This window comes from Methanococcoides sp., assembly GCF_030594565.1.
GTDB classification, from domain to species: Archaea; Halobacteriota; Methanosarcinia; order Methanosarcinales; family Methanosarcinaceae; genus Methanococcoides; species Methanococcoides seepicolus.
The window spans coordinates 1-15,733 of record NZ_JAUVEY010000002.1 but is presented as its reverse complement, the minus strand read 5'-3'; the positions used below and the strand labels follow the sequence as shown (position 1 = coordinate 15,733).

Sequence of the window (15,733 nt, the reverse complement as noted above, 5' to 3'; positions counted from 1 at the left end):
TGATCAGCCCCTTTTTTCCGACAATGCTCCAACGATCTCATTGAAAGCATCTTCCACGGAAAAGACCGTTTTCTTTACAGCCAGGCCGGAAGAGCTCAATTCCCTCATGAGTACGGTAATCTCCGGAGCCGGGAGGGACAGTGAGCTTAGATATTCTTCAGGAGTACCCTCAAAGACCATCTTACCTTCAGTCAGATATACGATCTTATCAGCCACACCGAGAACATCTTCAAGATGATGGGAGACCAGCACAATACCCACACCATTTTGTCTGAGCAGCTCAAGTGTTTTGAACAGGCGTTCCTTGTAGAATGTGCTCAGCCCTGATGTAGGTTCATCAAGGACCAGATAGTCAGGTGATGATGAAAGAACACCGGCAAGAGCCACAAGTCTCATTTCTCCCCCGCTCAGACTAAAAGGGGAACTTCCAAGAATATCGGAACTAAGACCTACTTTTTCAATTGCGTCATGTACACAATGTTCCAATTCATCCCCTTTCATACCAAAATTCGAGGGACCGTAAGCAATATCCTCAAAAACGGTCTTGCAGAACAATTGTTTTGAAGGCTGTTGGAACAGGACACCGACCTTTCTGCATACCTCTTTTTTTGAAGATGCAAGCCCGTCCACGGTCACATTTCCAGATAGTGGGACCAACAGCCCATTGAGATGCTTGATGAGAGTTGTCTTGCCACAACCAACGTTACCAATGATACCGACAAACTCACCTTTACCCACTGAAAAGGTCACATCCTTCAATATCGTGAGCCTTTTTTTTCCTTTCCCATATGAGAAATGCAGCCCATTCACCTCGATGGACATATTTCCTCCTTCAAGGATAAAGCATCCATAGGGAACACGTCAGGGGAGATCATACCTGCGTCCTGTAATCTGAAGGCAAGTTCCAGATGTGGAGGAACTTTTCTACCTGATGCATATATCTCACGAAATACATCCCAAGGTGTGCCGTCACTTGCAATATAACCATTTTCAAGTACGATGACCCTATCAGCAAACAAAGCTTCTTCCATATGATGCGTTACATAGACCACGGTCTTTCCCCTTTTGTTGAGCTGCCGTACAATGTCAATGATCTGAGAACGTGAATCCGAATCCAGCATGGAAGTCACTTCATCGAATATCAGTATCTCAGGGACCATCGCCAGAACCCCGGCAATCGCTGTTTTCTGTAATTGTCCCCCACTTAAGGACATGAGAAGAGAGTCTTCAAGACATTCCAACCCTACATTTGCAATGGCATTTGTAACACGCAGTCTTATCTCATCGCTCTCCAGTGCAAGGTTCTCAGGGCCGAATGCAACATCCTCTTCAACTGTTGCACCCACTGCCTGAGAGTGAGGGTCCTGAAAGACCATCCCGACCGTTTGTCGTATCTTCCAGATATCTGCAGGAGATGCAGTATCCATCCCACATACAGATACGACTCCCTGAGAAGGCTTCAAAAGCCCGTTCATGTGACGTATGAGAGTGGATTTACCACTACCATTATCGCCAAGAATGGTTGTGAATGACCCATTTTCTATCCGAATATAGATGTCATCAAGCACTTTATTACCATTCGGATAGATGTAACTTACACCCTTTAGCTCTATCATTAGAGTACCTTTTCAGATCATATTTTGTATTTTGTCGCAATGCCCGTTGCAACTGCGATCTTTACAATGCCGGGCAGAATGAATGGGAGGAAACCCACAGTTACCGCCTGCATGAATGACATATCTGCAACTATCATCAGATGAGCCAGGCCGAAACAGAAGATGACAACGGAACCGATAGTTACAAAGATACCGTTCTTCAATAAATTATTGCAGCCGTTCATCTCAAAGAGATAACCAATGATGAATGCCGCTGCGATGAAACCTATGAGGTATCCCCCAGTAGGACCAAGGATGACACCGAGACCGGAACCGCCGTTGGAGAATACGGGCAAGCCGGCAATACCGAGAAGAACATAAACTACCATACTTAGCCCACCCCATTTACTGCCAAGCATTGCGCCTGCCATCAGGACGAATACCATCTGAAGAGTGAACGGGATAGGACCAAGAGGGACAGTGATGTAGGCACCGATAGAGGTCAGTGCTGCAAATAACGAGGCATATACCATTTTTCTGATATCCGTATTTGAACTTACCATATCAGGCCCTTTATGTTTATTGCTGTTAACCATGGTTCGTTGAGTGGTTAACATTTGATAAATAGCTTACGATTATCCCAAACTTTCAGTAAAACAGATATTTAGTAAAAAGCAGTGAAAAAAGATAGAATGTGCCGGCAAGACCGGCACGTAGTAAGGTTTTGAAATGGACTCAGTATGCAGCGTCCATATCAAGGTCAGGCATGTCAGGCAGACCGCCAGGACCCATACCCTGGTTCGCGCTGCCAGTTGAAGCTACGACATCATCGATCCTGAGGATCATGACAGTTGCTTCCATTGCAGCGTTTATAGCCTGGGTCTTTATTCGGAGTGGCTCGATCACATCGTTTTCCCACATGTCGACTACCTCGCCAGTGTAAACATTAAGACCTGCGTTCTTGTTACCCTTCTCATGCTGGGAACGTAGTTCCACCATCATGTCAATTGGGTCAAGACCTGCATTCTCTGCGAGTGCCTCAGGAATCACTTCAAGAGCTTCTGCAAACTTGCTGACAGCAAGCTGCTCCCTTCCCTTGAGAGTGGATGCATACTCACTGAGTCTGAGTGAAAGTTCGATCTCAGATGAACCGCCACCGACCACGATCTTGCCATCTTCGATGACAACACCGACAACATGCAAAGCATCGTTCAATGCACGATCAAGTGAATCGACAACGTGTTCGGTACCGCCGTGGAGAAGTACTGTAACAGCCTTGGAGTTCTGGCAACCTGTAACATAGGTCATCTTGCCGCCCTTTACTTCTTTCTCCTCCACCAGACCTGCTGTGCCTACATCTGCAGTAGTGATCTGATCAAGGTCCTGGATAATTGTTCCACCGGTTACCTTGCTGAGTCTCTTAAGATCGCTCTTCTTTACCCTTCTGACAGCATAGATACCTGCTTTCTCGATGTAGTACTGTGCCATATCATCGATACCTTTCTGGCAGAATACCACATTTGCGCCGCTTGCGATGACCTTCTCAGCCATCTCCTTCATCATTTTCTCTTCCTGGTCCAGGAACAACTGCATCTGGCCCGGGGATGTGATCTTGATCTCAGAGTCCATCTCGGTCTTTCTGAACTCGACAGGGCAGCTTAACAGAAGGATCTTTGCGTTCTCTACCTTCTCAGGCATATTTGGGTGTGAGCGTTCCTTGTCAATTACAAGACCATCTACAAGCTCGGAATCATCAATGCTTCCGCCTGCGCGCTTCTCGATCTTGATGTTCTCAAGGACATTGACCTTAAAGCCATCCTCTTCCTCTTCGACTATTGAACGAACTGCTTTGACCGTAAGAGCTGAGAGCGTCTCTTTGTATGACTCAGCGCCCTTTCCGGTGATAGCTGTTCCAGCGATCTTTATCAGAGCCGCTTCATCGTCTGGAGAAATAGCAATAGTGATAGTTTCCAGGATCTCACGGCATTTCTCTGCAGCATGTCTGTAACCTTCGGATATGATGGTTGGGTGGACTCCCTTCATGATAAGTTCTTCTGCCTTTGAAAGCAATTCTCCAGAAAGAACTGCAACAGTAGTTGTTCCGTCCCCGACCTCAGCATCCTGTGTCTTGGATACTTCCACGATCATCTTAGCTGCAGGGTGCTGGATATCCATTTCCTTCAAGATGGTAGCACCATCGTTTGTGATAACAATGTCACCCATGGAGTCCACAAGCATCTTGTCCATTCCCTTAGGACCAAGTGTTGTGCGGACTGCACTTGCAACTGCCTTTCCTGCAAGGATATTGTTACTTTGTGCATCCCTGCCCTGAATTCTCAGATTTGGTGTGATATTTAGACCTCCTTAATAGCATTGATAAAGAAAATCAATTATTTGAATATTTGAGATATTACACATTATGTGCTCAATCTGTTCGTTCTAAATGAATGAACTTCTATATAAGTATAACCAGTATTAGAATGTAGGAAAGTATGTGATAAACTGAAAATAAGTGAAGCGACCCAAACCCACATTACACTGTGATGTCGATAATCACAAGCCACCATTGCATGTGCTTTACCGGACAGGCAATAATAACAATGACAAAAAACAGATCCTGCGTAAACAAACTGCAGTTATGAAGATCAGCACGTTTATGAACTTGTAATTTACAAGCTTCATGATTAAATTGATATAAAACAAGACCCCGCTTGAAGTTAATTAAAATACTCCAAGCAGAGTGAAAGTCTTTGACTTCCAAATAGATCTGGTACGTCCCGACCGAGAATCGAACTCGGGTCTAAGGCTCCGCAAGCCCCAAGGATATCCTCTACCCTACCGAGACAAGTTAGACAGACTTCCTAATAACTTCCTGCAATATAAACATTACTCATAGAAGCAACTTCATAGAAGCAACTTCATAAAGCATTTCCATTGCCTGGCCCCCATTAACAAACGTTAAATGCTTCAAGGATGATTGGTAAAGCATGTCAATGACCATAGGCCTTGCAGGAAAACCAAATGCAGGTAAATCAACTTTTTTCAAAGCTGCTACCCTTGCAGATGTCGAGATAGCGAATTATCCGTTCACCACAATCAATGCGAACAAAGGAGTAACTTATGTAAGGGCAGTCTGCCCATGCACAGAACGGGACAAACGCTGTGGCAACTGTCAGGACGGTATAAGGTACGTACCTATTGAGATCATAGACGTCGCAGGACTTGTACCCGATGCACACATGGGACGCGGCCTTGGTAATACGTTCCTTGACGAGCTTAGACAGGCACAGGCCATAATACACGTAATAGACGCATCCGGAGGCACAGATATCGAAGGAAACCCTGTGGACATAGGAGAGCACGATCCACTGGAGGATGTTAACTTCCTGAACCGCGAGATAGCAATGTGGATGACAGGTATCCTGAAAAAGAACTGGGACAAGCTTTCACGAAAGATAAGGGCCGAAGGCATGAAGATGGAACAGGCCGTTTCAGACCAGCTCCTGGGTGCAGGTGTCAATGAATCCCAAGCACGCCAGGCCCTGCTTGCTTGCAAAATGCCTGAAGAATGCACCCAGTGGACAGATGAAGATATGGCAAAGCTTTGTGAGACCATACGTGCCATCACCAAACCTACGATGATAGCAGCCAACAAGATAGATGTCGCGCCTGAGGAGAACATAAAAGCTCTCGAAGAACTTGACATCATGGTAGTACCCACAAGTGCTGCAGCAGAACTTGCATTGAGATCAGCTGCAAAGAACGGCATAATAAGTTATAACCCAGGAGACATGGATTTCGAGATAATCTCCGACAAGGTCAACGAAGCACAGAAAAAAGGACTTCAAAGCCTGAAAGAGATGATCACCACCCTAGGAACCGGTGGAGCCGGCATACAGGAGTGCATCAACAGAGCCGTTTTTGACCTTCTTGAACTGATAGTGGTATATCCGGTGGAAGATGAAGGAAAATGGGCAGACAAGAACGACAGAATGCTCCCTGACGCTTTCCTCATGAAGAAAGGTTCTACCCCACACGACCTGGCATACCGTGTCCACACTGATATCGGAGACCGGTTCCTCTATGCTGTTGACGGAAAAACAAAGATGAGACTCGGAGAAAAGCATGAGCTGAAAAACGGCGATGTTGTAAAGATAGTCTCAACTGCAAAATAAGTACAAGTTCCATTCAATAATAAGGATAAAGCTGGCGTTACATGATAAGGGCACTCTACGAACGATACTTGTTGAACCAGATCAACGGGATGCAAGGGCAAATACCAGAACATATCACAATGATACTTTCAGAATCCGATCTGCTTGATGATAGCGGAAAAGAGAAACTGGGTGCATTCCTGAAATGGTGTTTTGCCCTTGAGATCAAAATAATAAGTATTTACGTGGATGTCCTTGATGTTAAAGAAGAAGCAAAAACAAAGATAGTATCGCTGCTTTTGGATGAATTGAAAGAGATAATGGCCCCTTTGCCTGAAAATGTTGGATTCGACATATACAATGAAAAAGGAGAGCTTATCGAAAATAAAGTGGGTGACACCCACCGGGTACATTTCTCTGTCGGATTTGGCGGAAAGAACGAGATAACAAAGGCGATCACTTCCATCCTTCATGATGTGAAAGATGAGAGATTGAGACCTGCGGACATCGATGAAAATACCATCGAATCCCATTTGACAGTACGCGAAGAGCCCGACATTATAATTCGTGCAGGCGGAAAGCACCTTTCGAATTTTCTTCTATGGCAATCCGCTTATTCTGAACTCTATTTTACCGATGTGAACTGGCACGGCCTCAGAAGAATGGACATACTTAGGATCATAAGGGATTACCAAAAAAGACAGCGCCGCTTTGGCAAATGATCAAGTTCTCCTTTCCATAACAATCGCATTATCGTCAGGATAATAGTCAGGAATGGTCGCTACCGCCTCGAACCCATTGGCAAGATAGAAATCCTGTGCAGTTTTGTTCTTCTCCCTCACTTCCAGCCGTACAAGAGGAAAAGAGTTCACCTTTGCAAGCAGCATGCAGCTATCTAAAAGACAAGAACCGATATTTATCCGCCTGTACTCCGTATGTATCGCAATACTTGCCAGATGAGCATCATCCGCTATTACGACAAGGATCGCATACCCGCAGATCGAACCGTCTTCCTCGAACACAATAAAACCGGGATGATGAACATAAGACCTGAATGTACGCATGTCCCAGGGCTCAGCAAAGGACAGGTTCTCTATATCTACGACTGCCGGCAGATCCGACCTTGTGGCGGTTCTTATCATATAATGCCAGTATGGGCGTCATGGATTATAAATATCTGGAAATATCCTAAAGGGTTCTATACTTATAGAAGACAGGACAACCAGTCAGTGATGCCAGTTTATTCTGTGATAGCCTGCCCTAAATGTCGCAGGTCTGCACAGCTCATAGAAGATAAAAGTGCAAAGACCACAAAATGTCAACTTTGCGGAACTACCCTACAGATAAGGAAACTACGGGTGTTCCATACGGGTGAAGACATTGAAGAAGCAAGAGCTGTGCGCACAAAGATACAGGCACAGCTTATCGGGGAAAAGCAAAGCACAACGATGAACGACCTCAAATGTCCCACATTTGGAAAGGAACTTAGTTCATTATCGCCACCCAGAGATGATGAATCAAGATCCAAAAATATGGATAAAACATTCAAACCGAACACATTATCCAAGATCAAGACTCCAATCGATAATGTTCGCAGAAAAAAGAATAATGCGGAAAAGGACATGATGTCCATCCTTGAAAGCAGACCAGAAGGAATGAAAGTGTCCGAGTTTTCCTCCATTGCTTTAGAAATGGACGTTGATGAAGCAAAATTCAAGGATACCCTTGAAAAGATGAGAAGTTCAGCACAGATATACTTCCCAAAAAAAGGGCATGTTAAAATTGTCCAATGAATTGAATTTTATACATCTTTTTCATTCAGAACACATAAGATATATCTAAAATAACCACATAATAGTATAGTTCAATGGACTGCCCACAGGGCGAATGCAAAAGTCCTTTCACAATTACAAGGTTAGAATATGTCCGATACGACCACACTTGACATTATAGAACTGCTACTTACAGCAGAGATCTACAACAAATATCCGGAAATGGATGTGAATGATCTTCCGAAGAGCATAAGGAAGAACTACTGGAGCCGCACGCACAAAGGAGTGCCAAAGCCTATCACTGTAACCCGCAAGGACATTGAGGGGCTTTTTGCCATCAAAGAGCTTAAAGGACAGGTTCTGTCATTGCCTTTTATCGACATCGATGAGCTCACATCAAAAATGAAGTTCACTTCCTTTGATGTGGGAGCAGACTGGTTCCATAAACAGGAGTCAGCAGGCGAAAGAATAGATGCGAACCCGGTTCTGGCATATTACTACGAAGAGAAAAAGAGCTCCGAGACTGCCAATTATAAAAAGGCACTAGCTTCAACCGGACCAAAAGAAGTCGACAGGGAATGGATAGAGTCCCTTATAAGCGAAATATCTGAGGAAGAAGGCGGCGAAGATATGCTTAAGCTGGTGCAAATAATCGCCCCGGAGGATATTGCCCAGCCGATGAGATATATGGTCCTTACAGAAGATCAGAAGGAAGAGATCGAAAAGATAGTCAAGGCCATACAATACCGCGAGCATCTTAAAAAGATAGGATTGTATGACATCGGAAAGATCCTGATGGTAGGTCCACCAGGCACTGGAAAGACATCCGTGGCAAAAGCAATGTCCGAACGCCTTTCAATACCTTTTGTCGAGGTGAGGCTGTCCATGATAACCGATCAATACCTTGGCGAGACCGCAAAGAACATCGATAGAGTGTTTGCACTTGCAAAGCGATTGAGCCCATGCATACTTTTCATCGACGAGTTCGATTTCGTTGCAAAGACAAGGGCATCCGATGAACATGCGGCATTGAAGAGAGCTGTCAACACCCTTCTTAAGGCCATAGATAGCATCAGTCTGACCAATGACGGAGTCCTCCTGATGGCAGCGACCAACCACCCCAGAATGCTGGATTCTGCGGCATGGAGAAGATTCGATGAGATAATGAACTTCCCATTACCAAACGAAAATATGAGAAAAGCTATCCTGGATATCGTGACCAAGGACATAGAAGGGGACTTCGACAATGCTGAGATAGCACCACTCACAGAAGGGTACTCCGGTTCTGACCTGAGAATGGTCATTAGGGAAAGTGTACTCAATGCTCTTGTGGGAGAGAGAACGGTCATCTCACAGGATGATCTGTTCAATGCTGTCCTCAAGTTCAACAAACGTGCCAACATCAAGTCCGATGAATACGTGGTAAATGAAGGAGGCGTCTGATATTTCATGAAGATAACACTTCTGGGCACAGGAGATGCTCCCGGAACACCGGTCATAGGTTGTGATTGTCCCGCATGTATCGATGCAATAAAGGGAACCAAGAGCAACCGTCTGCGGTTTTCCATACTCGTGGAATCAGATGAAGGTAAAGTCCTGATCGACACCAGTCCGGACATGCGGGAGCAGATGTTGCGAAAAGGGCTCAAGCATGTCGATGGCGTCATATGGACACATGGCCACTATGACCATTATACCGGATTCGGAGAATTCCATCGTGTCCAGTACAATGTGGATGTATATGGAGTAACAGAAACGCTGGACTATATTCTTGATTATGTCTCATTCCTCAGACCAAAACGGCATGACATACCGCTGAATACGTCCTTTGAACTGATAGGAATGGAGTTCACACTTTTCGAGGTGAACCACCCCCCTGCAAAGAAAGCGGTGGGCGTGATGATATGTGAAGGTGACAAAAAAGTGGTCATCAGCGGGGATACTGATGAGAACATCCCTGAAAAAAGCATTGAGATTATACAGAACCCTGATATTTTCATAGTGGATGCCATTATACCCCATGATGTAGGATTCCATGTAAAGAAACACATGGATGCAAAGGAAGCCATGGGAATGGCTGAAAGGATCAACGCAAAAAAGGTTGTAATGACCCATTTAAGCCATTACTTCAAACCTCACGATGAAGCCGTTAAAACATATCCACTGGGATATGACGGAATGGAACTTATCCTTTGATCATTACTTTTTATTTCCGCCCTTCCCATCCCCTGCCTTCTTCTCAATGAAAGCATCTTCAATGGATTTCCTTTCTTTACGGAGTTTCCTTCTTGCGGAGAGGTAATTTCCAAGTACCAGCAACACCCCACCGAATAGGATGCTCGTACCTATCAAAAGCAACCTTGGCGCAGATTCCGAATAGAACTTTATCATCACGGTCCTGTAGGGAAGGTCTTCTTCAGAGATCTCGACCTTAAGATATTCCCTTGCCATATTTGTAAAAGTACCGGACTTTGCATGAAGGTCATACCAGACCAGAACTTCACGACCTTGTTCATCGATGTATCGATCATCTGTGCCGGGAATTACCTTTCCAACGAAGGGATTGCCGGTAGTGTAACCTTCGGGTAGCACAAATCTTACCGTTGAATCATGAGTGGGAACATACATGAAATCCTGCCCTTTTGGATTATTGAGAGCAAAAGCAACGATCCCGGTAATGTTCTCATCGAATTCCATGACAAAGTGTTTCTGTCCCCGAATTACCTCATCCTCAAGAGTATAGTTGAAAACAGGAAGGTCCTTCGGAGAAGATGATGCAAACATCTCAAAGGTCTCGGCTGAAGCAGAAACATTTTCGGACCTGTCCGCAAGGATCACAACGTTGGAAAGAATATCGCCTCCAGTATTGAAAACATCCTCCATTGGAACGATTTCTATCACCGAGGTTTCTGCCACCATATAAACAACGTTCGTACTTCCATTCCTTGAAAGGTAAAAAGTGGTCGTATTCAGATCTTCACTTTTATCGGAAGGACTATGAAAGACCTCCAGTTCATAATCAGAAGCTTCTACCGTTGCATTACTATTATCAGTCACAGGAGCAAGCTCATTGATGCAACCTGATGACATTATTGCAAGAATAAAGACCAATACCAATGTTATTGCTAATCTTTTCATGATACACATCGCAAAAGTTGTTCAAAAAATAATGGACACCATTACTAAAAAAGGTTGTTGAAAAAAAGAGGCACTCCCAGAAAGGGAGTGTGACCTAAATATGCTTAGTCTTCGTTCGGTATGCTCAGGAGAATACCAACATCTTCGAGAGCTTTTGATACTTCTTTGAATGCAATAAAGACCTCTTTCTTCTGCATTTCAACAGAATCGACTGGTGGTTCTGATGCGAACCAGATCTCCTTTTCATTCTCACCACGTGTGATAGAAACACAGGCAAGCATGTCAGCTTGGATGAGCCTGTAGACAGAATCAAGTCCGGTAGGAGTTACCCATACAGGATAAGCCTGTTTTAGCTGTCCTACGAACTTGCTCCAGTTCACTGTGGCTGAAGCTTCAAGCCTCAAATGCAGGTGTGCACGTTCCCCGGTGATCTGTTCATCGAGGGTCTTGAGGAAATTCTTATATTCCGAGGATTGATCATCGACCTTCTGTGCATCGTGGCTTGCCAATTCTTCTGCTGCATCCTTAAAGAACGGAGCAAGATTGATGACATTCGATGGCTTTGTCAGAAGGGATACGCCGAAGAAAGCAATTCCACTCAATCCCATTCCTACGATCACACCATGACTCATGAGAATTGGATGTACTGTCTCAAGATATGGGGGTGCCATAGGTGCGGTCATTAAAAGGTCATACACAGTAAATGATATCTGTGCCACAGCACCGATAACAAGCCCTGCTAATGCACCTTCTTTTGTCGCACGCTTCCAGTAAAGTCCACCCATGAGAGGGAAGAAGTAGGATGCACTTGCGATGAAAGTTGCAATGTGAATTGCATCGATGATACTGTTTATGAAGAACGAGGAAACTGTTGCTGCTGCAACGATGAAAAGAACGCTCAGTCTGTTAATGGTGAGCATCTGCTTCATTGTAGCATCCGGTTTGATAAATCTCTGGTAGATATCCCGTGAAACACATGATGCACCCGAGGTTGCAAAAGTATCCGCACAGGACATTGATGCTGCTGCAAGACCAATTGCACTAAGCCCGATCACAGCAGGAGAGAATGTTTCGACAATGAATGTCAGAAGTGCAGGTTCGGCCTGTGCCATTCCCATCGGGAAACCCATCGCAGATATCTCAGGATACAGCGAGTTCAGCCCAATGGCAATGAACGCACATGCAGTGAATACTACTGTGACAAGAAAAGAACCAAGTACAAGGCCATTCCTTGCAGATGTCGAATCTTTAGCTGCCCATACTTTCTGCCATGGGTCCTGTTCTGTTATCCATCCGGGGATGATAGCGAAAACGAAGATCAGCACCATCGGAATGCCTATGATGAACGGATTCCACCAGTCTGTGGGCACAGTTGAGATCAGGTCTGATGCGGAAGAGATATCCGCTGAACCGGAAGTTGCTGTCCCGATCGCCAGGAACGCCATTGCAAGAGCGAAGATGGAAAGGAAAACGAACTGCACAACATCGGTCCATACTACCGCACTGAGACCACCGAGGGTCACATAAGCTGAAACTGCAAGAGCAACGATGAGTGCCGCATATATCGGGTCCAGACCATAGAATATCTGCAACACAAGAGCGAATCCTTTGATATCGGCAACTGCGAAAAGGATCATTACGATAGTGATAATAATACCCACAGGAGCACGTATTGCAGAACTGTACCTCTGTTCAAGAAGTTCTGCCTGTGTGATAGCAGGTAGATTCTTGAACTTCTTGACAAAAATGGCGATTATAAGCAATGCCAGAATGTTAGGAGCTACAAAACCCCAAATGGAGCCCATTCCAAGTAGCATGAAGAAACCAATAACTGCTAATATTCCACCAGCGGTCAGCCATGATGCGGCAGAGGAAAATCCTATTCCTATTGTGCCGATCTTACGTCCTGCCAGCCAGAAATCAGTTACTGTTTTCTGCCTTTTTGTAAAGTACCAACCAATGCCTATGAGTCCACATATGTAAACTGCAAGCATTGCCATAAACAATTGATATCCATCCATAATTGAAACCTCTGATAATTAAATTTCAGCCCGCATGAATGCAGTACCTTGAACCATTAATATATTTTTAATACCCCATACAGGATACAAGGAACATACCTTATTTAATATATAAGTCCTTTCTAAAAGAAGAAGAAGAGATTACTTTGTCAAATTTGGCAGATACGGTCACTGAAAGGACATTTACATCCATTCATAGTGACGCATTACCTCAAGGTTCATGTCATACATCATACTGTTCTCAACATAACCGAAGAAGAAACATCCCTCACAATTTTTGGTCACTTCGTGCTGCTGTGAACGTGAACGTTTCCAAACATTTGCAATTCCTTCATTGATATTTCCCAGAGGTTCCCTGTGGACCCGACAATTCTCAATGGAACCATCGAGGGTCACATCAAGAATGAAATTATTGACATGACAATTGAATCCTTTTTTGAGGTCCTTTATCATTGAAAGATAACTTATGGAATTGATTATTGGATAACCCTGTCTTTTCATCTCGATGACACGATCGATAGTGCGCCGATATTTATCCATGTCACGAATACCCATCGATGACCAGACATCATCATCGATCCCTTTGAACTCATACATCGGCTCAAAGGATATCTTTACCCCAATGTCCTGTGCAAGTTGTACAAGCTCTTCAATATCATCGAGATTCTTCCCGCTTATTACACAGTTCATAAGAAGCGGATTCTTAAGTTTATCCTTCACATTCATTATAGTGTTAAGGAGAACATCAAGATCGACCCCTCTGATCTCTTTGTAACTTTTGGTGCCATCCACGGATACCGAGAGATAATCAAGGTCTTTAAGATCGTCAATCCTTTTCTCGAGAAGTTTGCCGTTAGTAATAAGAGAAGTTATCATGCCAAGCTCTTTGGCAAACCTGAGTATCTGAGGAAGGTCATCACGAAGAAGAGGTTCTACAGTCCATGCATTATAGACACCGATACCAAACGACCGGGCATCTTCAAGCATTTTGAATATAGAATCAAGGCTCATCTCTTGCCCGGGGTCCTTCCAATACTCGCAGAATTTACAACTCATGTTACATCTGGAATTGATCGCATGCGAAAGAACAAAGGGTCGTTTGCGAACCCTCATCTGCCAGACGGCGCGTGCAGCTATAATTGGTGAAAACTTGGACATGATGATCAGTGCTCAATTTTGGTGCTCTATATCTTGCAAAGGAGTTGATAAAACTTAGCACATACAGATCAACAATTTTGTAAAGAAAATTAGATGGAGAAAGTATTAAGGAGAGATCGCATATTGGGTCAAGCAGCATAATAAAAAGTATTTCACTTGCAAACATGAGCCAGGAACATAGAGCATCCCTCAATACGTCCATCGGCTTTCCTTATATGGTCCAGACTAATGTTTTTAGTGAACTCAATGAAGAACAGGACCGATATACAAGCAATATAACATTAGAAGAAACACTGGTCTTGATAGGGTTTTTGTTGAGATACATAGCTCAATGACTTGATAGAGTTTGAAGATGAGAAGGGCAATACGTTCATTTTTAGCATTCCGGGAAAATCTTCGTATTAATGATCAGAATATTCGAATTTTAGGACAATGTTTATAAGTAGAAAGATGTATGAGAAGTCTACTTAAAAACGTCAGAATATAGCCCATTATTATCAACATCCCAATAATTTTTTGAAATGGTTTGTGATGGGAAATAGTAAAATAAAGGCATTCAGTCTTTTTTTAAGCGTTAATTAACAGGTAATCATCATGGAATCATTCAAAAAATTAGGTATCGAGGATGCGATCTTAAGATCGATAGAGGACAAGAAATTTGAAGCCCCTACTGAAATTCAGGAAATGGCCATCCCTCTAATCCTTGAAGGAAAAGACATAATAGGTGGAGCTGCTACCGGATCAGGTAAGACGCTCGCTTTTGGATGTGGAATCATCCAGAAGATAGAAAAAGGAAATGGAATCAGAGCACTGGTCCTTACACCAACAAGAGAGTTGGCTGAGCAGGTTCAGAACTCATTGAAGGAATTTTCCAGACATAAACAATTGAGAGTAGCACCAATATACGGCGGTGTAGCTATCAATCCACAGATCCGTCAACTGGAAAGAGCGGATGTTGTTGTTGCAACCCCAGGAAGATTATTAGACCATATTGAAAGAGGAACTATCGACCTCGGAGATGTTGAGATTCTTGTCCTTGATGAAGCGGACAGAATGCTTGACATGGGATTCATTGATGATGTTGAAATGATCATCGACGAATGTCCTTCTGACAGACAGACAATGATGTTCTCAGCAACTGTTTCCAAAGACATCCAGTATTTATCAAGCAAATACATGAATAACCCTTCAAAGGTATTTGCGAAGGCATACGTGGATTCAGATAAACTGAAACAGGTATATATTGACGTTCCTAAGAAGATGAAGTTCTCACTTCTTGTACATCTCCTGAAGACTGAAAAATCAGGACTTGTGATGGTTTTCTGTAATACGAGAAGCAATGTTGATTTCGTACAGAAGAACCTGAGAAAGAATGACATTGATGCAATAGCCATCCATGGCGGACATACACAGGCAAAGAGAAAGAGCACACTGAGCAAGTTCCATTCCAGCAATGCACATGCACTTGTGTGTACAGATGTCGCTGCCAGAGGACTGGATATCCCTCATGTGTCCCATGTTTACAATTTCGACATTCCTGATGACCCCAGTGAATATGTTCACAGGATAGGAAGAACAGCAAGGGCTGGAAGAGAAGGAAAGGTCATCAATGTGGTCGCAGATGTGGATAAGGGCGGCTTTACAAGGCTCTCTAAAATGCACCGCAATTTCAAGATCGAGCGGGAAGACTTACCGAAATTCGAAAGGGTACTCATAAAAGATGATGACAAGGGCTCAAGGGACCATCGCGAGACCCGAGGCAGAAGAGAAGACCGCGGAAGAGGTGGCGGTCGTAGCAGTGGCGGCTATGGCGGTGGAGGCCGTAGCAGTGGCAGTGGCGGCGGTGACCGACGTAGCAGCAGCGGCGGCAGCAGCGGAGGTCGTAGCAGTGGCGG

The 15,733-nt window shown here is 44.1% G+C and carries 14 protein-coding genes and 1 tRNA gene; 6 read left to right on the top strand and 9 right to left on the bottom strand.

Translation table 11 applies throughout. From position 1 onward, the window contains the following. Positions 1-3: 3 nt before the first annotated feature. The 5 genes from QAS77_RS00340 to QAS77_RS00320 form a co-directional block, all read right to left on the bottom strand. The gene (locus tag QAS77_RS00340; RefSeq protein WP_305063738.1) at positions 4-822 is read right to left on the bottom strand and encodes an ATP-binding cassette domain-containing protein; all 819 of its coding nucleotides are present in this window, start codon (positions 820-822) and stop codon (positions 4-6) included. Next, complete coding sequence (locus tag QAS77_RS00335) at positions 807-1,616, bottom strand: ATP-binding cassette domain-containing protein (RefSeq protein WP_250867084.1); 810 nt, start codon at positions 1,614-1,616, stop codon at positions 807-809. The genes QAS77_RS00340 and QAS77_RS00335 overlap by 16 nt, the downstream gene beginning before the upstream one ends. A 17-nt stretch (positions 1,617-1,633) precedes the next feature. Continuing rightward, positions 1,634-2,191 (bottom strand): biotin transporter BioY, encoded by a 558-nt coding sequence (locus tag QAS77_RS00330; protein WP_305063737.1) that lies wholly within the window; start codon positions 2,189-2,191, stop codon positions 1,634-1,636. Positions 2,192-2,330: 139 nt separating this feature from the next. After that, the gene (thsA, locus tag QAS77_RS00325; protein WP_305063762.1) at positions 2,331-3,947 is read right to left on the bottom strand and encodes a thermosome subunit alpha; all 1,617 of its coding nucleotides are present in this window, start codon (positions 3,945-3,947) and stop codon (positions 2,331-2,333) included. Positions 3,948-4,368: 421 nt separating this feature from the next. Further along, positions 4,369-4,440: transfer RNA gene (locus QAS77_RS00320), tRNA-Arg, on the bottom strand. Positions 4,441-4,582: 142 nt separating this feature from the next. Between QAS77_RS00320 and QAS77_RS00315 the strand changes: the two genes are divergently transcribed. Then, positions 4,583-5,770 (top strand): redox-regulated ATPase YchF, encoded by a 1,188-nt coding sequence (locus QAS77_RS00315; RefSeq protein ID WP_250867081.1) that lies wholly within the window; start codon positions 4,583-4,585, stop codon positions 5,768-5,770. A 41-nt stretch (positions 5,771-5,811) separates the two neighbouring features. Then, complete coding sequence (locus tag QAS77_RS00310) at positions 5,812-6,471, top strand: undecaprenyl diphosphate synthase family protein (protein ID WP_270096723.1); 660 nt, start codon at positions 5,812-5,814, stop codon at positions 6,469-6,471. Here QAS77_RS00310 and rimI read toward each other — a convergent pair whose 3' ends face one another. After that, entirely contained in the window at positions 6,472-6,891 is a 420-nt protein-coding gene (gene rimI / locus QAS77_RS00305) for a ribosomal protein S18-alanine N-acetyltransferase (RefSeq protein ID WP_250867079.1), read from the bottom strand. 3 nt (positions 6,892-6,894) lie between these two features. Here rimI and QAS77_RS00300 point away from each other — a divergent pair, with 3 nt between their 5' ends. The 3 genes from QAS77_RS00300 (at position 6,895) to QAS77_RS00290 (ending at position 9,717) form a co-directional block, all read left to right on the top strand. Next, positions 6,895-7,542: a DUF5817 domain-containing protein gene (locus QAS77_RS00300; RefSeq protein ID WP_305063736.1), complete on the top strand. Its 648-nt coding sequence runs from the start codon at positions 6,895-6,897 to the stop codon at positions 7,540-7,542. Positions 7,543-7,671: 129 nt separating this feature from the next. Then, positions 7,672-8,964, top strand: a complete 1,293-nt coding sequence (locus QAS77_RS00295; protein ID WP_305063735.1) for an ATP-binding protein — start codon at positions 7,672-7,674, stop codon at positions 8,962-8,964. Between the two features lie 6 nt (positions 8,965-8,970). Further along, complete coding sequence (locus QAS77_RS00290; protein ID WP_250867076.1) at positions 8,971-9,717, top strand: MBL fold metallo-hydrolase; 747 nt, start codon at positions 8,971-8,973, stop codon at positions 9,715-9,717. Positions 9,718-9,720: 3 nt separating this feature from the next. On the opposite strand, the gene QAS77_RS00285 is transcribed toward QAS77_RS00290, so the two are convergent. The 3 genes from QAS77_RS00285 to QAS77_RS00275 all read right to left on the bottom strand — a co-directional run bounded on the left by QAS77_RS00285 (position 9,721) and on the right by QAS77_RS00275 (position 13,838). Next, on the bottom strand, positions 9,721-10,659 hold the full coding sequence (locus QAS77_RS00285) for a DUF5803 family protein (protein WP_305063734.1): 939 nt from the start codon (positions 10,657-10,659) through the stop codon (positions 9,721-9,723). Between the two features lie 104 nt (positions 10,660-10,763). Continuing rightward, complete coding sequence (locus tag QAS77_RS00280; RefSeq protein ID WP_305063733.1) at positions 10,764-12,680, bottom strand: sodium:solute symporter family protein; 1,917 nt, start codon at positions 12,678-12,680, stop codon at positions 10,764-10,766. A 183-nt stretch (positions 12,681-12,863) separates the two neighbouring features. Next, a complete protein-coding gene (locus QAS77_RS00275) occupies positions 12,864-13,838 on the bottom strand; it encodes a radical SAM protein (protein WP_305063732.1) in 975 nt (324 codons plus the stop codon). Positions 13,839-14,432: 594 nt separating this feature from the next. Here QAS77_RS00275 and QAS77_RS00270 point away from each other — a divergent pair. Beyond that, the coding region (locus QAS77_RS00270; protein ID WP_305063731.1) for a DEAD/DEAH box helicase at positions 14,433-15,733 on the top strand (1,301 nt) is incomplete at its 3' end.